21 protein-coding genes are annotated in these 24,318 nt (G+C 66.3%); 8 read left to right on the top strand and 13 right to left on the bottom strand.

Features of this window, described 5'->3' with window-relative positions:
• Positions 1–71: 71 nt before the first annotated feature.
• Both CCK87_RS14840 and CCK87_RS14835 read left to right on the top strand, forming a co-directional pair.
• Positions 72–1,070 carry a hypothetical protein gene (locus tag CCK87_RS14840; RefSeq protein ID WP_086462196.1) on the top strand — a complete coding sequence of 333 codons (999 nt, stop codon included), beginning with the start codon at positions 72–74 and terminating at the stop codon, positions 1,068–1,070.
• Positions 1,071–1,102: 32 nt separating this feature from the next.
• Positions 1,103–1,630: a YbhB/YbcL family Raf kinase inhibitor-like protein gene (locus CCK87_RS14835; RefSeq protein WP_086462195.1), complete on the top strand. Its 528-nt coding sequence runs from the start codon at positions 1,103–1,105 to the stop codon at positions 1,628–1,630.
• A gap of 19 nt (positions 1,631–1,649) precedes the next feature.
• Here CCK87_RS14835 and CCK87_RS14830 read toward each other — a convergent pair whose 3' ends face one another.
• On the bottom strand, positions 1,650–2,012 hold the full coding sequence (locus CCK87_RS14830) for a hypothetical protein (RefSeq protein WP_086462194.1): 363 nt from the start codon (positions 2,010–2,012) through the stop codon (positions 1,650–1,652).
• Positions 2,013–2,086: 74 nt separating this feature from the next.
• Here CCK87_RS14830 and CCK87_RS18465 point away from each other — a divergent pair, with 74 nt between their 5' ends.
• Positions 2,087–2,719, top strand: coding sequence for an LppP/LprE family lipoprotein (locus tag CCK87_RS18465; protein ID WP_086462193.1), 633 nt, complete (start codon positions 2,087–2,089; stop codon positions 2,717–2,719).
• Positions 2,720–2,727: 8 nt separating this feature from the next.
• Here the strand turns inward: CCK87_RS18465 and CCK87_RS14820 are convergent, their stop codons facing one another.
• From CCK87_RS14820 to CCK87_RS14800, 5 genes are all read right to left on the bottom strand, one after another.
• On the bottom strand, positions 2,728–4,266 hold the full coding sequence (locus CCK87_RS14820) for an HNH endonuclease signature motif containing protein (protein ID WP_086462192.1): 1,539 nt from the start codon (positions 4,264–4,266) through the stop codon (positions 2,728–2,730).
• Between the two features lie 121 nt (positions 4,267–4,387).
• A complete protein-coding gene (locus CCK87_RS14815; protein WP_086462191.1) occupies positions 4,388–4,678 on the bottom strand; it encodes a hypothetical protein in 291 nt (96 codons plus the stop codon).
• Between the two features lie 45 nt (positions 4,679–4,723).
• Complete coding sequence (locus CCK87_RS14810) at positions 4,724–6,160, bottom strand: rhamnulokinase family protein (protein ID WP_086462190.1); 1,437 nt, start codon at positions 6,158–6,160, stop codon at positions 4,724–4,726.
• 142 nt (positions 6,161–6,302) lie between these two features.
• Positions 6,303–8,351: a bifunctional aldolase/short-chain dehydrogenase gene (locus CCK87_RS14805; protein WP_086462189.1), complete on the bottom strand. Its 2,049-nt coding sequence runs from the start codon at positions 8,349–8,351 to the stop codon at positions 6,303–6,305.
• A gap of 178 nt (positions 8,352–8,529) precedes the next feature.
• Positions 8,530–9,291, bottom strand: coding sequence for a DeoR/GlpR family DNA-binding transcription regulator (locus CCK87_RS14800; RefSeq protein ID WP_086462188.1), 762 nt, complete (start codon positions 9,289–9,291; stop codon positions 8,530–8,532).
• Between the two features lie 68 nt (positions 9,292–9,359).
• Between CCK87_RS14800 and CCK87_RS14795 the strand changes: the two genes are divergently transcribed.
• From CCK87_RS14795 to CCK87_RS14775, 5 genes are all read left to right on the top strand, one after another.
• Positions 9,360–10,238 carry an AraC family transcriptional regulator gene (locus tag CCK87_RS14795; RefSeq protein WP_249273922.1) on the top strand — a complete coding sequence of 293 codons (879 nt, stop codon included), beginning with the start codon at positions 9,360–9,362 and terminating at the stop codon, positions 10,236–10,238.
• Positions 10,239–10,542: 304 nt separating this feature from the next.
• Positions 10,543–11,490 carry a substrate-binding domain-containing protein gene (locus CCK87_RS14790; protein ID WP_086462351.1) on the top strand — a complete coding sequence of 316 codons (948 nt, stop codon included), beginning with the start codon at positions 10,543–10,545 and terminating at the stop codon, positions 11,488–11,490.
• Positions 11,491–11,577: 87 nt separating this feature from the next.
• The gene (locus CCK87_RS14785; RefSeq protein ID WP_086462187.1) at positions 11,578–13,077 is read left to right on the top strand and encodes a sugar ABC transporter ATP-binding protein; all 1,500 of its coding nucleotides are present in this window, start codon (positions 11,578–11,580) and stop codon (positions 13,075–13,077) included.
• Positions 13,074–14,141, top strand: a complete 1,068-nt coding sequence (locus CCK87_RS14780) for an ABC transporter permease (RefSeq protein ID WP_212638247.1) — start codon at positions 13,074–13,076, stop codon at positions 14,139–14,141. Before CCK87_RS14785 ends, CCK87_RS14780 begins: the two co-directional genes overlap by 4 nt.
• A 68-nt stretch (positions 14,142–14,209) precedes the next feature.
• On the top strand, positions 14,210–17,161 hold the full coding sequence (locus CCK87_RS14775; protein WP_140162880.1) for a DUF5107 domain-containing protein: 2,952 nt from the start codon (positions 14,210–14,212) through the stop codon (positions 17,159–17,161).
• 23 nt (positions 17,162–17,184) lie between these two features.
• Here the strand turns inward: CCK87_RS14775 and CCK87_RS14770 are convergent, their stop codons facing one another.
• Genes CCK87_RS14770 through fumC form a run of 7 tightly spaced genes read right to left on the bottom strand, consistent with a single transcriptional unit; the run spans position 17,185 to position 24,302 of the window.
• Positions 17,185–17,901, bottom strand: coding sequence for an alpha/beta hydrolase (locus tag CCK87_RS14770; RefSeq protein WP_086462185.1), 717 nt, complete (start codon positions 17,899–17,901; stop codon positions 17,185–17,187).
• A gap of 10 nt (positions 17,902–17,911) precedes the next feature.
• Positions 17,912–19,627 (bottom strand): MFS transporter, encoded by a 1,716-nt coding sequence (locus CCK87_RS14765; protein WP_086462184.1) that lies wholly within the window; start codon positions 19,625–19,627, stop codon positions 17,912–17,914.
• Complete coding sequence (locus CCK87_RS14760; RefSeq protein WP_086462183.1) at positions 19,624–19,845, bottom strand: hypothetical protein; 222 nt, start codon at positions 19,843–19,845, stop codon at positions 19,624–19,626. Before CCK87_RS14760 ends, CCK87_RS14765 begins: the two co-directional genes overlap by 4 nt.
• On the bottom strand, positions 19,842–20,675 hold the full coding sequence (locus CCK87_RS14755; RefSeq protein WP_170927310.1) for an alpha/beta hydrolase: 834 nt from the start codon (positions 20,673–20,675) through the stop codon (positions 19,842–19,844). Before CCK87_RS14755 ends, CCK87_RS14760 begins: the two co-directional genes overlap by 4 nt.
• Positions 20,672–21,457 carry a YoaK family protein gene (locus CCK87_RS14750; RefSeq protein WP_086462181.1) on the bottom strand — a complete coding sequence of 262 codons (786 nt, stop codon included), beginning with the start codon at positions 21,455–21,457 and terminating at the stop codon, positions 20,672–20,674. The genes CCK87_RS14755 and CCK87_RS14750 overlap by 4 nt, the downstream gene beginning before the upstream one ends.
• Entirely contained in the window at positions 21,454–22,839 is a 1,386-nt protein-coding gene (locus CCK87_RS14745; protein WP_086462180.1) for a threonine/serine exporter family protein, read from the bottom strand. The genes CCK87_RS14750 and CCK87_RS14745 overlap by 4 nt, the downstream gene beginning before the upstream one ends.
• Entirely contained in the window at positions 22,839–24,302 is a 1,464-nt protein-coding gene (fumC, locus tag CCK87_RS14740) for a class II fumarate hydratase (RefSeq protein ID WP_086462179.1), read from the bottom strand. The genes CCK87_RS14745 and fumC overlap by 1 nt, the downstream gene beginning before the upstream one ends.
• Positions 24,303–24,318 lie beyond the last annotated feature (16 nt).

Below are 24,318 nucleotides of genomic sequence, written 5' to 3'. Positions count from 1 at the left end.
CTGACGGGTAGGTGGGCACCGTCGCGAGATGTGCACGGCCGCTCGCTCCTCGTGAATCCTAAGGACCCCGTATGTCTCGTCGAACGGCAATCCTGCTGTCACTTCCCGTCGTTGTCGTGCTCAGCGCCCTGTCTTTGACCGTCGCTGCTCCCGCATCCGCCGCCCCACTACCCGATGGCGCAACGATCTCGGTCGTTCGTGCCGCTTCCGGTCAGGTCTACGATGTCGACCCGACAACGGCAGTCATGCAGACGGTCGGAGCGCCTAATCCTGGAGCCGAATCGATTTCGGGCCTCGACGCGGACGATACCGGTGCGGGATGGGCGGTCGGCGCACAGGGTCTCTATTCGGCCGACCTCGTGACTGGCGTTCTGACCTTCGTCGCTCCCGTCACCCTTCTCGACGATCCCGAGCAGCAACTCGATTGCCAGTCGCTCGACCTGAGCCCGAGCGGGATTCTTATGGCGTCGTGCGAGGGTGTCGAGTCGAGCGTGACGGGGACGATCGACACGAGCACTGGCGCCTTCACGACGCTGGTCGACGAAGCGCCGCTTTTCTACAGTCTTGCGACGAACCCGGTCGACGGCGTGCTGTACGGCCTCACGCTCGGTGGCGCCGCCTACAAGGTCGACTCGGCCAGCAACGCGGCGACACTGGTCGGCCAGATCTCCGAAACGAACGGCACCTACGACGCGGACTTCGACAGCGCGGGTCAGCTCTGGCTGACGAGTGAGGCCGGCGGCGTCGGGTCGATGTCAGTCTTCCACCTGGATTCACTCTTCACTGTCGACCCGGCCACCTGGAAAGCCACTTTCATCCGACAATTCACGAAGCCGGAATTTGGGACGGAGTTCAGAGCCATAGACAGCCTCTCGGTGTGGGGAACCACGACTTCCACGTCTGTTCCTGATACCGAGACGCCGGTTGCGCCCGCGGACGTATCGGTGCCGAAGCTCGCGGACTCCGGCCTGGATACGGGTCCTCTCGCCCTCGCAGGCGGCCTTGCGTTGATGCTCGGCTTGGGCCTGGTGGCACTTCGCCGAGTTCGCAGGTGGCGCGGTTACCGTTGACGGACTCGAACCTCGACACAAAGGATTGAATCATGAGCGCGAACCCCTACGATCAGCTACCGAAACTGCCCTCCTTCCAACTGACGTCGTCCGATGTGCGACAGGGTGAGCGGCTCTCGGATCCGCAATTGGGCGAGTCGGCGGGTGGCGGAGACGTGTCGCCCCAGCTCAGTTGGTCGGGCGCGCCCGAGGCGACCAAGAGCTACGTCGTGACGGTCTACGACCCCGACGCGCCCACGGCATCCGGATTCTGGCACTGGGCGGTTCTCAACATCCCTGCCGATGTGACGAGCCTCGCCGCCGGTGCCGGAACGCCCGGAAGCAGCGCGCTCCCCGAGGGTGCGATCACCCTGCGCAACGACGCCGGGGTCGCGGGCTTCGTCGGCGCGACGCCACCGCCCGGGCACGGCGACCACGAGTATTACTTCGTGGTGCACGCGGTCGACGTCGAGAAGCTCGAGGTTCCTGAGGATGCGTCGCCGGCCCTGCTCGGGTTCAACCTCTTTATGCACGCCGTGGGTCGTGCGGTTATCAGCGCCCCCTATGGAGTCAGCGCATAGCGCTTGCTCGCGTGAGCGGTCACGATAGCTGCGACCGCACGTAGTCGAACGACTCCTTGGCGAGCGCCGACCAGGTCTCGAGCGTTGTCGCCGGGTTGTCTGTGTGCAGGTCGTCGCCCGCCGGTACCTCGATCCATTCGCGCATTGTGCGTCTGCCCATCGAGAGACTGGCGGCGGCGCCCTGCTCGATAAGGGCGAGTGCGCGCTCGCGAGGCACCTTCACGATGAGGCGATCGTCGGAGCCGAGGAACGCGACGATCTTCGTCTCGGTGCGGATGCCGGGGCTGCGAAACATGGTTCCGAGCTCGACCGGCCCCGCCTGGCTCAGGCCGGCAGCGATCTCGTGCAGCAGTTCGACCGCCTCGTCGGATGGCTTGCTCATGGGGATCACGGTACTCCTGCGGGCAGACGCCGAGGCGGGTAGACGAGAACGGCTGTCCGTAGGAGGCTGGAGGCATGATGAAGGAGACAACAGCCCAGCAGCGCTCGCCGCGAGCCGTCGGTCGTGCATCAACCGGTCTGGCTCTCGTGGCTCTCGTAGCAACGCTGATGGTGGGGTGCGCGAGCAGCGCCGATTCGGGGTCGACGACCGCGGGGACCACTCCGGTCTCGAGCGGGCGTGCGACGCCAACACCGACACCGACACCGACGCCGACACCGACGCCGACGCCTGATGCGTGCGGCCCGTCGACGGGCCAGGAGGCCGCGGCGGGTGCGATCGCCCAGCTCCCTGCTCCGTCGGGCCTCGAGGGAGTTCCTTGGGACGCCGCGAACGCCGACTACAGCGGCTACGACCCTTGCGCGGCACTGTCGTGGTCGCTTGTGACGCTGCAGGGCGCTACGGCGAGCACCCCTACGGCGGTTCTCTTGTTCCACAGCGGTGAGTACCTCGGCACGGCAACCAAGACCGCCTACGGCTTCACTCCGACGGTTGAACGCACGGCCGACGATGCGATCAGTGTGACCTACCGATTCCCGCAGGGCATGGAGTCGAACGCCGAAGCCTCAGGCGCCGCGGTAGCGACCTTCACGTGGAACGCCGAGACCAGATCCGTCGACATGGCCGGTGACGTTCCGCCCACAGGCTAGCGATGGAATTACGGCGCTTCTCTGTGTCGAGCGGGCGCGCCATTCATCGTGCCTGCTAACCACGGATCCGCCGCGCGCTGCTTGTCGGCTGGCCTCGGTGTTCGGTGTGGGTTGATGCACGAGGGCGAGATGATGTGCGGTTTGCCACGGATCATCGTGAGTTGCCATGCCGACGAGTGGATCGTGGAGTGGTGGAACGCACACAGCAGCGCCATATTGTCGACGTCTGTGGCGCCTGCTGTGAAGTTCTCACTGACCCATGGAATGACGTGGTGCGCCTGACATCGTGAGGGCGGATGGTGGCACCCGGGGAACACGCAGCCGCCGTCGCGCGCAGCGAGGGCTCGCCGCTGTTTGCGGGTGGCAACGCGCTGTGTCTTGCCGTGGTTCAGGATTTCGCCATTGGTGCCGAAGAGGCTCACGATCGTGTCGCCTGTGCACTGGAGCATTGCGACTGTGCTGATGGGGATCGGTTCGGAGCTGCCATCGATCCAGCCGACTCCGCGCCCCGATTCGAGATCTTTCGCGGTCACATGAACGTTGACCGTGGGCGCTGCCCCATTGAGCAACGATGCTGACGGTGAACCAGCGGCCATCTCGATGAGAGTCATGACAGCGTCGAGGAGCTTTTGTTCGTAGCTGCGTTCGTCTGGAGGGTTTACCTCATCTGCCTCATCTGCCTCATCGGCATTGTCGGACTCGCGGGCGCTGCGGCGCTCGTCATGCCCGACGGTCACATCCGGGTGTGCGTCGTCATCCGTCGGAGTCTCGGGGCTGACCGTGCGGGGGCTGAGCACCGAGTCGACCGCCGCCAGAAAGACACCGAGTTGCAGTGGTGGGAGCGCGTATCGACCGCGGGCCATACCGTCTGAGCCGACTCGTGGATGGCTGAACCCGCGCAGCTGCTGTTTCGCCTCATCGCGTGGCTCGGCGCCATCGGGGTCGAGATTCTCGCGGATGCGTATGGCGAGCCGGGCGATGTCGTCGACCGTGTAGAGCCTCGCGGACGCCGCCTCTTCGGCGGAGTCGGCGAGGGGTAGCGACGTGGTTGCCGCGCTCACGAGATGCTGTTCGGCCTCATCGAGTCTTGTGTTGAAAGTAGTTCTGGCGGCGACCTCGGAGAGTGTGCGGCAGATGACCGATGCTGTGTCGGCATCGATTCGGCCGGCGAATAAGGCCTGCTCGACCACCGGGAATCGGCTGGGGCAGGGGAGGCCGGTGTTCGAGAAGTGAGACCGAATCTGCCGACCGAGCCGAACCCGTGATGCAGCAGTTCGTTCGGAGACGTTTGCGGTGGCGGCGATCAGCTTCTTGGACGTGGGAAAAGCATTCCGAAAGGCCAGGCCGTCGCCTCCGAGTTCGCGCCGGGATGCGTCGTCGACCTCGGCGGCGATCCAGATGCGCGCCGCGTCGGCGACGATACCCACCCGCTCCCAGTCGCTCGCGACCTTAAGGAGTTCATCTGAGGATGCGACGCGCCGGTCGGCTTCGAAGAGCTCGCGAAGGCGATCGACGATGTCGTCGATGGTCGCGGTCTCGAGGTTCATACGAGAAGTCAAACACCAACCACCGACATTGCTTCTCGCAATGAAATCAGGCTTTCATCAGGAATTTAACCTGTGGATAACCCCGAGATTGGGCACCCTGTGGAGGAAGAGATGGGTGAGTTCAGTACCGCCACGGTCGAGTGAGGAACAGCACCAGCATGCCCGCCAGCGTGAGCAGCATGACCGAGCAGACGACAAGGCTGACGATGGCCAGAGGAAGCCCTGGGGCTGTCCCGCGAGCACGTCGTGCTCCGGAGATTCCAGCAAAAAGTCCGATGAGAGCGCAGATCCACGCAACGACGGTGACCCCGAAGACGAACGCAGGAACGGCCACAACTCCGGCAGCGAGGGAGACCACGGCCGAGGTGATGCTGGGCTTCTGAGGTGTCTGAGGTGGAGGCCACTGCGTCATGCGCCCAGGATACGGTGCGGGGTACGGGCCGCCAACGCGCGGGCCCTAGCGCGAACGCGGCTCGTAGGCGACCGGCGCAAATGCCTGAGCGACGAGGGCGCGCAGGCTCTCGAGCGATCCGGTCACGAGACCCTGGGCGCGGGCCTGGATGAGCACATTGCCGATGGCGGTCGCCTCGACGGGGCCGGCCAGAACCGTGCGTCCCGTGCGGTCGGCTGTGAGCTGGCAGAGCAGGGCATTGAGTGATCCGCCGCCCACGATGTGAATAGTACGGATGCGACGGCCCGACAGCACGGTGAGCTGCTCGATCTTCGTCGCGTACGCATGGGCGAGACTCTCGATGATCGACCGCACGAATTCAGCTCTCGTGCGCGGAGCATCGAAATCGTTCTCGACGCACCAGTCGACGATGCGCGACGGCAGGTCGCCCGGCGCGAGAAACCGGGGGTCGTCGGCGTCGAAGACGGCGACCGGCGTCGTGACCTGGGAGGCCTCCGCGATGAGCGTGGGCAGGTCTATCTTCGTGCCGCCCGCCTTCTCCCAGGTGCGCACCGACTCGCTGAGCAGCCAGAGTCCCATGACGTTGTTCAGGAAGCGCACGCGGCCGTCGACGCCGCCCTCGTTCGTGAAGTTCGCCAGGCGGCTCGCCTCGCTCACCACGGCGCTGGGTAGTTCGACGCCGACGAGCGACCACGTTCCGCTCGAAATGTAGGCGAAGTCGTCACCCGTCGCGGGCACGGCGACAACGGCGGATGCGGTGTCGTGCGACCCGACGGCCGTCACGGTCAGCGTCTTCGTCGCTCTGTTCGACAGGCCGATTTCGGATGCGACGGCCGGCAGCAGCGTGCCGATCTGCGTGCCCGCTTCTACGAGTTCGGGAAACAGCCCGGGGGGTAGGCCGAGTCGCTCGATGAGCGCGTCATCCCACTCGCGAGTGTGCACGTTCAGCAGCCCCGTGGTCGACGCATTCGTCTTCTCTGCCCGGGCGACACCCGTGAGCCAGAAGTTGATGAGGTCGGGGATGAGCAGCGCGGTCTCGGCCTGGTCGAGCGAGCCGGCCACGGCATCCGCTGCGAATTGGTAGAGCGTGTTGAACGGCAAGAACTGAAGGCCGTTCGCGGTGTAGAGCTCGGCTGCGGAGACCAGCGCGCTCGTCTTCTCGACCCCGACCGCGGTTCGCGCGTCGCGGTAGTGATAGGGGTTTCCGAGCATGCGGTCGCCGCTCATCAGGGCGTAGTCCACGGCCCACGAGTCGACGGCGATGCTCTGTAACGACGGCTCCTCGCGCACAGCGGTGCCGAGCCCTGCGACGACGTTGCGGTAGAGCTCGAGGATGTTCCAGTGCAGCCCGTCGATCGTCGTGACAGGCGTGTTCGGAAACCGCGCGACCGGTCGGAGACTGAGCTCGTTATGCGAGACGAAGCCCAGCATCACTCGGCCGCTCGTGGCGCCGAGGTCGACGGCAGCGACGGCGGCGGTCATGCGGAGGCCGCCTCTGTGCGCTGGTCGAGTAGCCCGAGGCCGCCTGCGGCCGAAGCGTATCGAGACCACCGGGAGGTGACCTCGATACGCCGGCTCGTTCCTCGTGCGGCTACTCGATCAGCGCAGCTCTTCATGCAGAGCATCATCGCAGGAAGGCCGCCGCGACGCCCGCATCGACGGGAATGTGCAGGCCGGTGGTGTGTGTGAGGTCTTCGCCCGTGAGCACCGATACCGCGTTGGCCACGTTCTCAGGCAGCACCTCGCGGCCCAGGATCGTGCGCTTGGCGTAGTAGGCGCCGAGCTCCTCTTCGGGCACGCCGTAGACGGCGGCGCGCTTCGCGCCCCATCCGCCGGAGAAGATGCCAGAGCCGCGCACGACGCCGTCGGGGTTGATGCCGTTGACCTTCACCCCGTGCTCGCCGAGCTCGACGGCCAGCAGTCGCACCTGGTGCGCCTGGTCGGCCTTGGTGGCGGAGTACGCGATGTTGTTCGGGCCGGCGAAGACCGAGTTCTTGCTCGAGATGTAGATGATGTCGCCGCCCATCTTCTGCTCGATGAGCACCTTGGCGGCGGCCTTCGAGACCATGAACGAGCCCTTCGCCATCACGTTGTGCTGCAGATCCCAGTCGCCCTCGGTGGTGTCGAGAAGCGGCTTCGATAGCGAGAGGCCGGCGTTGTTCACCACGAGGTCGAGCCCGCCGAAAGCCAGCACGGCCGAGTCGATCGCGGCCTGGATCTGGTCTGCGCTGGTCACGTCGGCCTGCACGCCGATGGCGACGTCGGTCGAACCGAGCTGCGCGGCGGCATCCTGGGCTTTCTCGAGGTCGAGGTCGGCGATCACGACGCACGCGCCGTCTTTCGCGAGGCGGGTCGCGATGGCTTTGCCGATTCCGGATGCCGCACCCGTGACGAGCGCGACGCGGGTGGCGTGCGACTTCGGCTTGGGCAGCCGCTGCAGCTTGGCCTCCTCGAGGGCCCAGTATTCGATCGCGAACTTCTCGGACTCTTCGATGGGGGCGTAGCTCGAGAGCGACTCGGCGCCGCGCATCACGTTGATGGCGTTGATGTAGAACTCACCGGCCACGCGGGCCGTCTGCTTGTTCGCGCCGTAGCTGAACATTCCCACGCCCGGAACGAGCACGATCGCCGGGTCTGCGCCGCGGATTGCGGGGGAGTCGGCCGTGGCGTGCCGGTCGTAGTAGGCCTGGTAGTCGGCGCGGTACTCGGCGTGCAGCTCGACGAGACGCGCGATCGACTGCTCGATGGATGCGTCGGCCGGCAGATCGAGGATCAGCGGCTTGACCTTGGTGCGCAGGAAGTGGTCGGGGCAGCTCGTGCCCAGCGCTGCGAGGCGGGGCGCCTCGCTCGATGAGAGGAAGTCGAGCACGACCTCGGCATCGGTGAAGCTGCCGACCTTGGGGGCGTCGGTTGAGGCGAGTCCGCGAATCGTGGCGCCGAGGGCGGCTGCCTTGGCGCGGCGCTCCGCCTTCTCCAGGGCAGCGAAGCCGTCACGGGCGGAACCGAAGGGCTCCGCTTTTCCGTGCTCGGCGATGTAAGCGGCGGCGGTGTCGATGATCCAGAGGCTGTTCGCCTCGGTCTCGTCGCTCGTGTCGCCCCACGCGGTGATGCCGTGGCCGCCGAGTATGCAGCCGATCGCATCCGGATTCTGCCGTTTGATCTCGGCGATGTCGAGGCCGAGCTGGAAGCCGGGGCGACGCCACGGAACCCACACGACCTTGTCGCCGAAGATCTTTGCGGTCAGCTCTTCGCCGTCTGCTGCGGTCGCGATGGCGATGCCGGAGTCGGGGTGCAGGTGGTCGACGTGGGCCGCGTCGACGAGACCGTGCATGGCGGTGTCGATCGAGGGGGCGGCGCCACCTTTGCCGAAGAGGGTGTAGTCGAAGGCGGCGACCATCTCGTCTTCGCGGTCGACGCCGGGGTAGACGTTGACGAGCGAGCGCAGGCGGTCGACGCGCAGAACGGCGAGGCCCGACTCGGTGAGTGTGCCCAGGTCTCCGCCAGAACCCTTGACCCACATGAGCTCGACCTGCTCGCCCGTCACCGGATCGGTGGCGAAGCCCTTGGCCGACGTGTTGCCGCCCGCGTAGTTGGTGTTCTTCGGGTCTTGTCCGAGTCGATTGGAGCGGGCGATGAGCTCGGCTGCGGCGACGGGGGTCTCGGGGGAAGTCATGGGCGCTCCAATGCACGGGGTTTGTTGCGTTTTGTTAGATGTTACAAAATCTAACGCGCATGCACAACGCCGACATGCTCGTTCGCGGATGAGGAAAAAAGCGCGACACCCCGCACATGACTGCGGCAGCGGCGGCGAGTCGCAGGTATTTTCTCATCGGCGAAGGGGGATGGGCGAGTCAGAGGAGTTCTACGAGGTCTCGGTAGGGGTCGAGCGCCGCGTCGGCCGGATCGAGCTCGGTCACCAGGATTCCGATCTCGTTCCATGCGAATCCCACGGCGAGGGCCTGCTGGCCGAGCTTCGACGAGTCGACAAGCAGAACAATCTCGCGGGCGCGCTCCGCGAAAGCGCGCTTCACCTGGCTCTCGGCGAGCGATACTTCGGAGCTACCGTTGTCGGCATCGAGGGAATAGGCCGAGGCGAAGAAACGGCTGTAGAGCATGGCTTGGGCGGCTTGGCAGGCGATGAGCCCAACGAAACTGCCGGTGCGGTCATCGAGTTCGCCGCCGACCAGAACCGGCGAGAGGTCTTTGTTCGCGTTGAGTGCGGCGAAGTTCTCGTAGCTGTTGGTCGCGACGGTCAGCGGGCCGGTCGGTGCGAGATGGGCGGCAAGGCCTCCGGCGGTCGTGGATGCGTCGACCGCGATGGACCCCGCCCCGGGGAGGAGAGAGGAGGCCTTTTCGGCGATGCGCGTCTTGGCTGCACGCCCGGCGCTTCGGCGCTCACTGAAGGGCCGGGCGCCGGTGACGGGCACGGCGCCGCCGCGCACGCGTCGCAGAAGTCCCTCGGCGTCCAACTCATCGAGGTCGCGGCGCACGGTCATGACGCTGACGCCGAGCTGCTGGGCCGCGGCCTCGAGCCGGATGCCGCCGGTCGCTCGCAGAGACTCGAGGAGGATCTCGCGTCGGGCCTCGGCGCCGAAGCTGCGCAGCGTGCCCATACGTGCCCCCGTTATCGTGAAGTGAACAAGAATCTAACATAATCGAACATCGCGCTAGTATGGCGCGCGTGTTGATCCGCGATGGCTTCCCCGGTCAGAGATTGCGCGTGCTCCCGAGGCCGCGGGTCGTCGAGGCGCTTGCCGAGCCGATCACCGATCGGCTGTTGGTGACGGATGCCGGGCACTTTCCGCACGCGGCGGCCCACGGCCGGTCGCGGCCTCGCGGCGCCGACGAGGTCGTGATCATCCTCTGCACCGATGGAACCGGACATGTCGAACTCCGAGGGCAGGAATTCGGTGTCTCACGCGGTGACGTCGTCGTGATTCCCGCAGGCATTCCGCACAGATATCGCGCCGACCGGCTCGACCCCTGGACGATCTGGTGGATGCACGTCGTCGGTCTCGACAGCGACGCATTCGTCGCGGCGATCGCCGGCTCGTCGGCGGACTGCTCGCCGGTGATGCCGGCCCACGATCCCTACGCCGTGCGAGGCGCGCTCGAGCACGTCTTGGTATCTCTCGAGCGCGACGATACCGTCGCCAGTCTCCGCTCCGCATCCGGTGCCGCCTGGGGTGTGCTCGCGCAACTCGCGGCCGACCGCGCTCGCGGAACCTCCGAGGCGGGCGACCCGATTCTCGCCGTGCAGGACTATCTGCGCGAGAACCTCGACAGCACGGCGAGTGTGGCGGAGCTCGCCACGATGGCGGGGTTCAGCGACTCGCACTTCTCGGCACGGTTCCGGCAGGCGTCGGGAACCAGCGTGGTCGAGTACCGCAAGCGGCTCCGGAGCGCCCGTGCGCGTGAGCTGCTGATCACGACGAACGCATCGGTCGCCGAGATCGCCAATGCGGTCGGCTACGACGACCCCTTCTATTTCTCGCGCCACTTCCGCGCCATCAACGGAGCGAGCCCCAGCCAGTACCGGGCTGCGTTCCAGGATCGCTGAAGGCATCGAAAGACCTGGGCGACACAGGGTGACGTAATTCAGAGAATCGTCTAGGTGATTGCATCGATTTGTGCTCAATCCACGCGTGGCCCCAGTCATATCGTTTAGGTGCGGCACGACCGTCGGCATGGCCGACCCACTTCCGCCAGCACCGCACAGGTCACCCTCCGGCTCCGTTGCCGGCCAGTCAAAGAAGATGAGGAAATCACGGATGAACAGTCACACAGCAACGCGCTCGTGGAAACGGATTGCGCTAGTCGGGGCCGCCGCCGCGGTGCTGGCCCTCACCGCATGCACTTCGGGCATGGAATCCAGCGACACGTCCACGGGCGCAGCCGCGGGCCCGAAAGACGGACCGCTCACCATCGCCTTCCTTCAGAAGCAGGGCGACCAGCAGTACTTCATCGACGAGGCGAACGGAGCCAAGGAGGCGGCGAAGGCCGATGGCGACATCAGCATCAACGTCGTCGACCTCGGCACCGATTCGAACAAGGCGATCTCCGAGGTCGAGGCCGCCATCGCGCAGAAGGTCGACGGCATCATCATCGTCGTGCCCGATCAGCAGATCGGCCCGCAGGTCATGCAGCTCGCCAAAGAGGCGGGCATCCCGATCATGGCTGCAGACGACACGATCGAGGACGCGTCCGGTACCGCCGCTCCGTTCTCGGGCTTCGACGGCACGTCGATGGGCGAGAAGGTCGGCGCCGAGGCGGCACGTCTCTACACGGAGGCAGGCTGGACGGCAGCAGACACCCGCATCCTCTCGGCCTATAAAGAAGACCTCTCGGTCTGCACTCAGCGCGTCGACGGTGCAGCTAGCGCCTTCGCCGAAGCGGTCGCCGACGGTCCCGAGATCATCGACATCGGAACCGACAACTCGGCCACGGATGCTCAAGACAAGGCGGGTGCCGTCATCACGGCCAACGCCGGCGTGAAGAACTGGGTGGTCTGGGGCTGCAACGACGAGAGCGAGACGGGCGTCGTCACGGCTCTGCAGAACTCGGGCGTCTCGCCCAACAACATCGTCGGAGTCGGCCTCGGTGCATACCTGACCTGCAAGGACTGGAACGCCGGACAGGAGACGGGCAACAAGTCCGCCCTGTTCATCTCGGGCGTCGAGGTCGGCAAGGCCGCGGCGACGTCGATGATCGATCTGCTGCGCAATGGAACCGCCCTGCCTCCCAAATCGATCGCCAACACCGAGATCGTGGACGCCACGAACTGGGAAGCCAAGGGCGTCGTCTGCACCTAGCCGCGAATCGGGGCGAGGGCGGCACACACTCTGTCGTCCTCGCCTCGGATCGCCGCCCATTCGGCCAGCAACAACAAAGGACATGCAATGACGCACGAACCCATCGCTCTCCGCGCGACAGGCATCACCAAGAGCTTCGGCCCCGTCCGCGCTCTGCGAGGAGTCGAACTCGAGCTGCGCAGCGGCGAGGTCACGGCCCTGATGGGTGAGAACGGCGCCGGCAAGTCGACGCTGCTCAAGATCCTGAACGGCGACTTCCGGCCGGACGACGGTGTTCTCAGCATCGACGGCGTACCCACCGTCTTCGGCGATCCGGCCGACTCTCGCGCCGCGGGCCTGCGGGTCATCGCGCAGGAACCGGAGATCATCGCGGCAGTCTCGGTGGCCGAAAACATCTTCGTCGGCAGCCTCGGGTCGGTCGCGTACAACCGCAAGGCGCTGCTTCGACGCACGCGCGACGAACTCAAGCGATGGGGTTTCGACCGCACGATCCGGGCCGAGTCGCTCGGTTCCGAGCTGTCGCCCGCCCAACGGCAGATCGTCGAGATCATGCGCGCCGTCGTGAGCAAACCCCGGATCATCTGCTTCGACGAGCCCACCTCCTCGCTGGGCGATGACGAGGTCACGCTCCTGTTCGCCCTGATCCGCCAGCTGCAGGCCGAGGGCATCGCCGTCGCCTACGTATCGCACCGTATGGGCGAGATCTTCAAGCTCGCCGACCGCATCACGGTGCTTCGCGACGGTTCCTTCGTGGGCACCCAACTCGTCGCCGAGACGAATCACGACGAGCTGGTGCGCATGATGGTGGGCCGCGACCTCAGCCAGTTCTTCCACCGCGAGCCCGCTCCGCTCGGTAAGACCGTTCTCGAGCTGCGCAACGTGGGCAACCAATACGTCGACGGCATCGACCTCACCGTCAGGGCCGGCGAGGTCGTCGGCATCGCCGGACTCGTGGGCGCGGGGCGCAGCGAGTTGATGAAGACCATCGCCGGTGACTATCCGATCGCGAGCGGCGAGATCGTGGTCGACGACCGTGTCTGGCGAATCCGGCAACCCGCCGACAGCATCCGGGCCGGCATCGGCTTCGCCCCCGAAGAACGCAAGGCCGAGGCCCTGCTGCTGCAGCGGTCGGTCCGCGACAACGCGGCACTCGTGGTGCTCCGTACCCTCTCTCGCTGGATCTTCGTGAGCAGCCGGGCCGAACGCGCCCTCGCCAAGACCTACATCGATCGACTGCGCATCCGCACGCCCTCAGCCGAACAGCTGGTGGGCAACCTCTCGGGTGGCAACCAGCAGAAGGTCGTGCTTGCCCGGTGGCTCGCCACCGCACCTAAGGTCCTCCTTCTCGACGAGCCCACTCGAGGCATCGACGTCGGAGCGAAATCCGAGATCTACGCGATCATCGACGAGCTCGCGCACCAGGGCGTGGCCGTGATCGTCGTCTCGAGCGAACTCCCCGAGGTCCTCGGAGTGTCGGACCGCATCTACGTGATGGCGGCCGGTCGCATCTCCGGTGAACTCACTCGTTCCGAAGCGAGCGAAGAACGCATTCTGGCCCTTGCGATGGACGAGGACGTCGCCGCATGAACATCGTCACCCGAAAGGACACCCCCGTGCTCTCTGCACAGACAGACACCCGACCACCCGCCCCGAAAGAGATGGAGGTCGAACGCGTCTCCACGTTCAGGCGCGTCATCACGGCCATCGGGGTGCAGAACATCTCGCTCATCTTCGCCATCGTGCTGGTGGTCGCCATCATCGGCATCCAGAACCCGCTCTTCTTCACCGTGCCGAACCTCAAGGTCATCGGCACGGCGATCGCGATCGTCGGGCTACTCGCGGTGGTGCAGACCATCGTGATCATCCTGGGTGCGCTCGACATCTCGGTGGGATCGATAGCGGGCCTTGCCTCGGTGACCTCGGCCATGATCTTCACATCGACGTCGTCGGCGGCGATGGGCGTTCTCGGAGCCGTCGCGATCGGCGTCGTCTGTGGACTCGTCAACGGGTGCATCATCGTGTTCGGCCGGGTCAATCCCGTGATCGCCACACTCGCCACGCTGGCAGCGTTCAAGGGCATCGCCCAGCTCATCTCCGATGGTCGAGCGCAGGGATACACCGGGGCAGACCCCTTCTTCGTCTTCCTCGCCCGAGGAACGCTGCTGGGCGTGCCGACGCTGATTCTCGTGCTCGTTCTGGTGGCCGTGCTCGCCCACGTCGTGCTGCGGTACACCACGATCGGCCGCAACATCTATGCCGTCGGAGGCAACAACATCGCGTCGCGACTCGGCGGCATCAACATCAACCGGTACATCATCGGGGTGTACATGGTGACGGGTGCGGTCGCTGCGATCGCCGGAATCCTGATCACGGCCCGCACGGGTTCGGGCCAGCCGATCTCGGGTTCCGAGGGTCTCGAGCTGCAGGCGATCACCGCCGCCGCTCTCGGAGGCGCGGCGCTCAAGGGCGGCAAGGGCGCGATCGCGGGAACCATCCTCGCCGTCATCCTGCTGGGCGTTCTCACGAACGGCATGACGCTTCTCGGAGTGAACACCTTCTGGCAGAACGTCGCACAGGGCACTCTGCTCGTCGTCGCAGTGGTCATCCAGCAGCTGCGGTCGGGCGAGCGACGCATCGGCATCCCCGGCTGATCCAGCGGCGTCTGAACTGCACCCCGAACCGCATCACCTCCGACTGCCGACATCGAATGAGGCACGAAATGACCGTCGAAACGACCATGCCCGCGGGCTCCGACCCGTCGTCCGAGCACCCGGGGGCCAAGATCGTCCTCCCCGAGGCGCCGGATGCGCTGCGGCCCACACTCGAGGCGGGCCGGCCCATCGCGTGGAGCGAGCCCCTCAGCATCCGCACCTACGAGACCGACGAACCCAGCGCGTACCCGATGTACCTCGACCGGAGGGTCTATCAGGGCTCGAGCGGCAAGGTCTATCCGATCCCGTTCACCGAGCACGTCTCCGATGAGGCGCACGATCGACAGTGGCAGGCCGTTCACCTCGAGAACGAGTACGTGAGACTCGTCGTCTTGCCGGAACTCGGCGGGCGCATCCACATCGGGTACGACAAGACCACCGGCTACGACTTCTTCTACCGCAACAACGTCATCAAGCCTGCTCTGGTCGGTCTGGCTGGCCCGTGGGTGTCGGGCGGCGTGGAATTCAACTGGCCGCAACACCACAGGCCGGCCACATACCTTCCCGTCGAGACGACGATCGAATACGGCGACGACGGCTCCGTGACCGTCTGGTGCGCCGACCACGACCCGTTCACCCGGATGGCAGGGCAGCACGGGGTCCGGCTACGGCCGGGCAGCAGCGTCGTCGAGTTGGCGGTGCGGCTGCACAACCGAACGAGCGAGCGTCAGACCTTCCTCTGGTGGGCGAACGTCGCGGCGCGGGTCAACGACGACTACCAGTCGTTCTTCCCTGACGACGTGCGCTACGTCGCCGACCATGCACGGCGGGCTCTGACTGCTTTTCCGGCGGCGGACCGCCCCTACTACGGCGTCGACTACGCCGCGCTCGCCGAGGCGGAACCGGGTGCCGATCGCATAGATTTCTACCGCAACATCCCCGTGCCGACCTCCTACATGATCGTCGACTCGCAGCAGGACTTCTTCGGCGGCTACGACCACGCGGCAGGCGCGGGCTTCGTGCACTGGGCGGAACGGCGGCTCTCGCCCGGCAAGAAGCAGTGGACGTGGGGCAACGCGGCCTTCGGCCATGCGTGGGATGCGCAACTCACCGACGACGACGGTCCGTACGTGGAGCTCATGGCCGGTGTGTTCACCGACAACCAGCCCGATTTCAGCTGGCTCCTGCCCGGCGAGACGAAGGTCTTCACCCAGTACTGGTACCCGCTGCCCGCGATCGGTGCCGCTCAGCAGGCGACGCCGGATGCCGCGGTGCACGTCGAGCGAGGCCCCCGGCCCTCGGCCAGCTTCGCCGTCACCTCGCCCCAGCAGGGCGCGACGCTTCGGGTGAGCGACGGAGAATCGATCACGGCATCGAGAATCGCAGACCTCGCGCCAGGCACCCCCGCGGTGATCGACTTCGATGCGCTGACCGATTCCACGGTGGTCGAACTCCTCGATGCATCGGGTCGGTCGCTCGTGCGGTGGTCGCAGACCGTCATCACCGATGAGGAGCCGTGGGTCGCCGACGAACCGCTCCCGCCATCCGAGATCGAGACGGTGGAGGAGCTGTATCTCACGGGTCTGCACCTCAGCCAGTTCCGGCACCCCACACGCTCACCGCTCGACTACTGGAACGCAGCACTCGAGCGCGATCAAGGCGACCTGCGCACCAACCTGGCGATCGCCGATCTCGAGTACCGAGCAGGCGAGTACTCGAGCGCCCTCGAACGGGTCGACGTGGCGTTGGCCCGATTGACCCGCCGCAACGCGAACCCGCAAGACACCGAGGCGTTCTATCTCGCCGGCCTGATCTCGCAGCGGCTTGGCCGTGTCGCCGAGGCCGAGGCGTACTTCGGCAAGGCTGGCTGGGACGGCACCTGGGCTGCGAGCGCCGGCTATGAGCTCGCCGCGTCGCTCTCGCGTCGTGGTCGCAACCGCGCAGCGCTCCGCGTACTGGACTCGCTGCGGTCGGTCGCGGCCCACGACAGTCGCCGCTGCGTACTCGAAGCGATCGTTCTGCGCCGCCTGGGCGACACCGCACACGCGGACTCTCTGCTGCGAGAGCAGGAAGCGCTCGAGCCGGTGAACCCGACCATTCGCACTCTTCTCGGACGGGCCGATGTCAGCGACCCCGGCCTCGCCCTCGACGTGGCTCTCGATTTGAAAGCCGCCGGCGATGTCGTCGGAGCACTGTCCATGCTCGACCGTGTCACCGCCTTGCCGGCCACGGCCGCGGGCAACCTGGTTCCGCTGGCGCACTACGTGGCGGCCGGACTGTTCGAAGAGGGCGGATTCCCCGCCGATGCCGCCGAGCAGCGCCGACGGGCGCGACAGAGCGACCTGACGCGAGCATTCCCCTACGGCCTCGATGCCCATGACGCGCTGGTCGCATCGCTCCAGGTCGAGCCGACGGATGCGACGGCGCGGTTCCTCCTCGGGATGCTGTTGTTCGCACACGGTCGGCGAAAAGACGCCCTCGACGAATGGGAGTCCGCGATCGAACTCGGGCTGGAGCATCCAGTGCTGTTTCGCAACGCCGGCCTCGCCGCCTACAACATCGCGCACGACGACGAGATGGCCTGGCGTCGCTATGAAGAGGCGGTCGAGCTCGCCCCGCAGGATGCGCGGCTCCTCTTCGAGCAGGATCAATTGGCCGCTCGGCTCGGGCACCCCGACGAGGAGCGGCTTGCCAGACTTCGAGCGCACCCCGATCTGGTGCTCAGTCGAGACGACTTCACGATCGAGTACGTCGGCCTGCTCGTGACGGGCGGGTTCGCCGACGAGGCATTGGAGATACTTCGCTCGCGCGAGTTCCATCCGTGGGAGGGTGGCGAGGGTCAGGCCATCCGCGCCTGGGATTCGACGATCGCGGCGCTCGGTCTTCAGCAGACAGATCCGCCCGCCAGTCTTGGCGAGGTTCGTCCCGAGTATCAGGCACCCCAGGCCGTTCGGGAAGACGGTGTGACCGACTACTTCGCAACGAGTCACCCCGAGCTGCTGCTGTTCGCTCGGGAGTAGTCGGCCACACCGCAGGGCGCGGACTAGCTCAGTTCGTCGATCGCGTCGGTGATGAATTTCGCGACCTCTGAGGGGTTGGTCTGCATCACGAGGTGGGGAGCATCGATTTCGATCACCTTGCGGACGCCGGCTCGTTTGTAGCCGAAGCGCTCGACATCGGGGTTGATGGTGTGGTCGGCACTCGAGACGATGCCCCAGCTGGGCTTGGTCTTCCAAGCGGCGACGGGAGCGGTTTCGGAGAAGGCGACGGCCGCGAGCGGGCGCTGGCCGACGGCGAGCACGCGAGCGGTGTCAGTCGGGACTCCCGCAGCGAAGACCTCGGGGAACGCGTCGATCTTCACCGACACATCTGTTCCCGGCTCTGCGCCGTCGATCGGGTAGGGCGAATACACGAGATTCGCGGCGAGCTCGGAGTCGGGGAAGCCGCCCTGCAACTGGCCGAGGCTTTCTCCCTCGTCGAGCGCGTAGCCCGAGACGTAGACGAGCCCGATCACGTTGTCGGCGACGCCGGCGACCGTGATCACGGCGCCGCCGTAGGAGTGGCCGGCGAGAATCACCGGTCCGTCGATCTGCTCGACGAACGACTTGATGTAGGCCGAGTCCCCGATGAGGCTGCGGTTGAAGACGGGCGGAACCAAGACGGTATAGCCCTGATTCAGCAGTTCGAGGGTGACGGGTGCCCAGCTGGCGGCGTCGGCGAATGCGCCGTGGACGAGAACGATGGTGGGGGCGGTGGTCATGATGTGCTCCTTACTTATTGGGGGACTTGGTGGGAGTGTGCGGGTGGTGCGGGAGGGCGGCCGAGACGAGGTGCTCGACCGTCGGGGGCGAGGCGGAGAGCTTGCGGGCCGCCTCGACGATCTCGGTGTCGTAGCCGGTCGTGCGGTTGTGGTGCTGGCTGAGGTGCTCTTGCCACGAGCCGACGTGGAATGCCTCGACGAGGAAGCCCGGATGCTCGCGGTCGTCGTAGACATCCCACGAGCGGGCTCCCGTGCGGCGCCTGCTCTGTTCGAGCGTGCGCATCGCGGCGAGGAACGCCGCGCGATCGCGATCGGCTATCTCGTAGCGCACGATGACGAGCGTGGCGCCGGCCGGGTCGAGCTCGTGATTGACGGCCGGAGTCGCAGGTGCATCCGCAGCGGCAGCCGCATCATCCGGGTTCGCGTCGTCATCGCCCGGCAGCGGTGTCGCGACCGGCGGCACATCGGTGAGCGGCATGGGCAACGCGGTGCGACTCTTGTCGGCGGTGGGGTGCAGCGGCCAGATGAGCAGCATGGCGGCGCCGACGACCACGACGATTCCTGCGCCTGCCATGGTGTGCGCTGTGCCGAAGACACCGCCGAGCGCACCGATGATCGCGGCGCCGAAGGCTGTTCCGCCGAAGAGCACGAGTTGATAGACCGAGAGTCCGCGGGTGCGCACCCACCCGGGGAGGAAGGCTTGAACGGTGGCGTTCAGCGTGGCGATCACGCCGATCCACGATAGGCCGACGAGGACGAGTACCGGCAGGGTGATCCAGAGCGTGTTCGATAGCGCCGTCGCCCCGATTCCGATGCCGTAGGCGGCGCTCGTCACGATGATGAGCCGGTTGGTTCCCAGAGCGGCTCGCGCCTTGGGAATGATGAACGCGCCGGCGATCGATCCGATACCCAGGGCCGCGAGCAGGATGCCGTAGCCGTTGCTGTCGAGCGCGAGTCGGCCACTGGCGAGCACGGGCAACAGAGCCCAGAGCGCGTTGGCGGGCATGATGAAGATGAGCAACTGGAAGTAGATGCGCCGAACGACGGCGGCGTGCATGACATAACGCAGGCCAGCTCGGGTCGCCGACATGAACGGCTCGCGGTCTCCGGTCGGCTGCTTGTAGCTCTTAAACAGAATGAGCACGAGGAGTAGGCCGGCGAAGCTCAGGGCGTTGAGCGCGAAGACGAAGGGGATGCCCCACGAGCCGATCACAACGCCGGCGATGGCCGGTCCGATGGCTCGGGCGACATTGACGCCGATCGACGAGAGGGATGCGGCGTCGCCGATGAGCGGCTTCGGCACGACGCCGGGAACGAACGCCTGGTACGCGGGCAGCTGCACGGCCGAGGCGACTCCGAGAGCGAACGTGAAAGCCAACAGCAACGTCGGGGTCATGGCGCCGATCGCGGTGAGAACGGCGAGCCCCGCCGCGACCAGCGCCTGGGCCGATTGCACGCCGATGAGCAGGTGCCGCTTGTTCGCGAACTCTCCGAGCACCCCGGCGGGGATTCCGAACAACAGCACGGGCGCGGCTGAGGCCGTCGAGACGAGCGCGATCACGGCGGGCGAAGCGTGCTCCTCGACGAGAAACCACTGCGCACCGACCGTCTGCATCCAACCACCGATGTTGCTGACGACGTCGGCGATCCATAGCCATCGGAAGATGGTGACGGCCAGCGGCGCGAGCGGGCCGGGTGGCTTGGATGCTGTCGACGCGATGCTCACTGCAGCCCGCGATGAACGACAGCGCCGCGCTCTGGTGAGTCGGAGACGAAAGCGTCCCTGTCATCGACCGTCCACGACACGGCTATCCCCATCGGAACGTAGCCGCCGAATTCGTCGACGCGACGGATGGTCACGCGGGCTCCGTCCACGAGGAAGGACACGCGTCGCTGGGTCTCCCCTGCTGCAGCATTCGGCGTCGAACCGGCGGCCGTCGTCATGACGAAGATGCCGCGGAGTCGGGTCGGCGCAGCGCATCGGCGAGGAACGCGAGCGAGCCGTGCAGCGCCTGCTGCAGGTAGCCCTCGGCGTGATGCGTACCAGGAACCAGTTGCAGCGTGCTGGCGACCCCGGCCGACGACAGGGCGTTCTGCAGCCCGGCGGCATCCGACACCGGCACGAATTCGGCGAGCGAATTGGCCAGGTAGACGGGGCCGGTCTTGTCGGTCACCCTCGGGGTCGTGGATGCCGCGGCGAGGGCAGAGCGGTCGCCGCCGACCTCCTGCAGAATCACCCAGCGGAGGAAGGCGTCGTCGCGGCCGGTCTGGTTGATGTCGGCGCTGCGCATGGCGTCGAGGTCCTGCGTCGTCGGCTCGGCGGCCGTCGCATCGGTCGCCGAGATGATGCCGGCGAGGTCGAAGATTCCCGACCAGCTCACTGCGGGGCATCCGGTCGCGATGGCTGCCTCGACCACCAGATTGCCTCCGGCCGAACCGCCGAAGAACGCCACGCGTCCGCGATCGAAGGCGTGCTCAGATGCGCGCGCCCACTCGGCGGCCGCCAGCACATCCGCGCGCCCGGCGGGAAAGATGTGGTCGGGCGCGAGGCGGTAATCGGGTACGAAGACCAGGTATCCGGCTTCGACCAGCAGGCTCGCGAGCGTCTTCTCCTTGACCTTGTCGCCGCGAAACCAGCCGCCGCCGTGCACGAGGATGATCGCCGCTCGAGTCGCATCGTCTGTGTGTTCGGGGTCTTCGTAGATGTCGAGCAGATGCATCGGGTCTGAATCCGTGCCGTAGGGAACATCGAGGGTGATGAGTGGAGCGGTCATGAGCATCCTTCTTTCGGCTGATCAGGAGTACGTTTTTCACGGGCCGGGCTCGAACGCCTCGACATTACGACGAAGAAGAGAATGCAGGCTAGTACTGCTGGGATCAGGGACGCACGATCGCTGAACGCGACGGCTCCGGCGGCGCCGATCAAGCATCCGCCGACGAAGCCCGCGAGCAGCGGCCATGCGCTGTGCCAGCGAGACCAGGCCGAGCCAGATGCGCCTCGGCTGAGCACGAGGTCGACGAGGGCGATCGTGCCGGCCACGAGATTGCCTGTCATGACGGCGGTCGAGGCTGCCTTTGGCGGAATGAGATGCAGGAACGCGTTCTGCGTGGCCATGGCGCACACCGCGCAGAGACCGATGATGACAGCGAGAGGCTGGGAGGGATCCGCCGACGCTCGCGTGGCGAACGACAGCGCGGCCGCCAGTACGAGCAGCAGGGTCTGCGCGCCCAGCAATACCGTCGTGAGCATCTGTGCTGACATGCCATTCAGAACCAACCGACGTGATGCGAGCGTCGCCGCGGCCGTGATCAGCACGAACACCGGGATGGCGAGGACCGAGGCCACACCCGGCGCACGGCCCGCAACGACATCGGCGGCGATCACGACGAGGTTGCCGGTCACGTGGGCCGAGAAGAAGCCTCCCAGCAGAAGCCAACTGGTCACGTCGGTCGCTCCGGCGAGCAGGCTGAGGGCCGCCGGCAGGGCGACGCTCGCGGAGGCAGATGCAGGCGAGAGCGCGCGCGTCGTCGCCGGGATAGGAGGCGGGGTGTTCATCGGGCCGTCTCCTTCGATGTCGGAGCTGAGAGGCTCCGCGCTGAGCGGTGCCGGATCCAGCCGTAGACGCCCGCAGGCAGGATGAATCCGATCGCCATGGCGAAGACCGTGAGCCACGCGACGTTCGCGTCGTTGATCGTCGAGACGAGAAGGTGTTCGGCGGTCGTGCCCGTCGCCGTCTGCAGCTGAGCGAGCCCTGCGAGCGAGCGGAAGATCAGCACTCCCGGCATCAGGGAGACGACACTGGCGAAGCCGATCGCCGAGAACGGAAGCTGGAATCGGCGGGATACCGGAAGAAGGATCGTTGCAGCCACGAGGCAGGCCAACCCGGCGCCCACGTAGGACTCGAGGTGCCAGATGTCGAGTGCGACCCACCGCAGGGCATGCACGGCGGCCCCGACGGCGAACGGCCAGATGAGGATGCGCAGGGGAGCGGAGTAGAAGATGCCGTAGCAGACGGCAACGATCCCAGCGGCGCCGGCGTCGAGCCAGAGCGGGATGTCGCGGCCCGCGGGATCGACGACCAGCTCCGCCCCGCCGAGGGTCAGGCCGGCGAGCAGCCCGGCGGCGATGGAGAGCAGCGTCAGGGTCGCGAAGGTGAGTCGTGCCAGGCCGAGCGGGATTCGGAGCGCCGCGAGATCGAGAGAGCCGTTGAGCAGGTGCGGACCCGGCACCAGAATCATGCAGGGACAGACTGCGGCGAGCCGCAGCGACGAACTGATATCGCTGTTGGTCGCTATCGCCCCGAGCAGACCGGCGAGCAATGCTGCGACTCCCACCTGCCAGAAGTTCGAACCGCCCAGGCGGCCGATACCGCGGCGCAGAAATGCTCCCGCAACGGAGCTCGCAGCGATGAGCAGAACGGTCTGTACATGGTGGATGCCGAAGATGATCGCCAGGCAGCTGGCGCCGACGGCACAGGCCGCAGCGAACAGAAAGATGTTCGCGGGCTTGAGGGTTGCAGCCTGTGCGACGGCCTTGCGGGCTGTCGCTAGCGTCGTCGTGCTCGACGAGAACTCGTTGATCGCGCGGTCGACGGCGAGTACTCGGTTCATGGCGACGGCAGACGGTGTGGCAGCGAAGCGCAGCGTCGTTCGCGGTTGGTCGAGCGGGACGCTCGCGGCCGTGTCGAGACTACTGAGTGCGCGCGCCTCAAGGTCGATCGACGATGTGTTCCAGCCCAGGTCGAGTCGACCCTCCACTCCCAGTGCCGCTTCGAGCTGGGCAGCGCGTTCCTCTGACCTCTCGGAGCCCGCGCCGTTTCCATGGAGCGCGGCGATCGCGTCCACCAGGAGCTGCTCACCGTCGGCGGCCTCGGCCGACGCCGCCTCGGAGGAGCGGCGCGGCGCGGAGGCGGCGTCGACTCCGCGCCGCGCAACCATCAGGCGCCTCCGACGCCCGAGCCGGTCAGGGCAGCGGGATTGACGATCTTGTCGAACTGCTCGGCCGTGACCTCGCCGGAGGCCAGGGCGGCCTCGCGCAGAGTCTGATCGTTGGCGAGCGCAGCCTCGGCGATGTGCGCCGACTTCTGGTAGCCGATGACGGGGCTGAGGGCCGTCACGAGCATGAGGCTCTCGCCAACGTACGACGCGATCTTCTTCTCGTTCAGCTCGGTGCCCTTCACCGAATAGGTCAAGAACTTCTCGACTCCGTCGCCCAGAATCCGGGCGGAGTGCAGGAAATTGTTGATGATGATCGGCCGCATCGCATTGAGTTCGAAATTGCCCTGCGACCCGGCGAAGGCGACGGCGGCGTCGTCGCCGATCACCTGGATGGAGATCATCACGATCGCCTCGCACTGGGTCGGGTTGACCTTGCCGGGCATGATGGATGAGCCCGGCTCGTTCGAGGGCAGCACGAGTTCGGCAAATCCGGTTCGTGGGCCCGAGGCGAGCCAGCGCATGTCGTTGGCGATCTTCATAAGCGACACGGCGACCCCGCGGAGGGCGGCGTGAGCGCGCACCATGGCGTCCAATGACCCTTGGGCTTCGAACTTGTTCGGTGCCGTCACGAACTTCTTGCCGGTGAGCTCGGCGATCTTGGCGGCGACTTTCTCTGAGAAGCCGGCCGGGGCGTTGAGCCCCGTACCGACGGCGGTGCCGCCGAGGGCAACTTTCAGGAGGCCTTCGCGAGAGTGCTCGATCTCGCGGATGCATTCCTCGATCTGCGCGGCGTAACCCGACCACTCCTGCCCGACGGTCAACGGAACGGCGTCTTCGAGGTGGGTGCGTCCGATCTTCACGACGTCCATCCACTTCTTCGCCTTGGCAGCAATCTCGGCGTGCAGGTCACGAAGGCGGGGAAGCAGACGTTCGTCGAGCTCGGTGATGGCGGCGATGTGCATGGCCGTCGGGAAGGAGTCGTTGCTCGACTGACCCATGTTGACGTCGTCATTCGGGCCGATGGGAAGCTGGCTGCCGAGCGTTCCACCGAGCAGTTGGATGCCGCGGTTCGAGAGCACCTCGTTGATGTTCATGTTGCTCTGGGTGCCAGAACCGGTCTGCCAGACGTAGAGGGGGAACTCATCGTCGAGCTTGCCGTCAATCGTCTCGTCGGCAGCCTGAACGATGACCTTCGCCTTCCAACCGGGCAGGCGGCCGGCCTCTTCGTTCACCAGGGCCGCGGCTTTTTTCACGACGCCGTAGGCGCGATATACCTCGATCGGCATGTGGTCGTGGCCGATCGAGAAGTGCTGCAGTGAGCGCTGGGTCTGCGCTCCCCAATAACGGTCTGCGGGCACGTCGACGGATCCCATGCTGTCGAACTCGCTTCGCTTGCCAGCGGCATCGATGCCGATGGGAACATCGGTGTAGACGGGCGTCTCGGTGTCAATCTGGGTGGGCATTGGCTTGATCCTTTCG

The organism is Agreia sp. VKM Ac-1783, assembly GCF_900177765.1.
GTDB lineage: Bacteria > Actinomycetota > Actinomycetes > Actinomycetales > Microbacteriaceae > Agreia.
The sequence above is the reverse complement of the archived record's forward strand: the minus strand, read 5'-3'. Positions and strand labels throughout refer to the sequence as shown.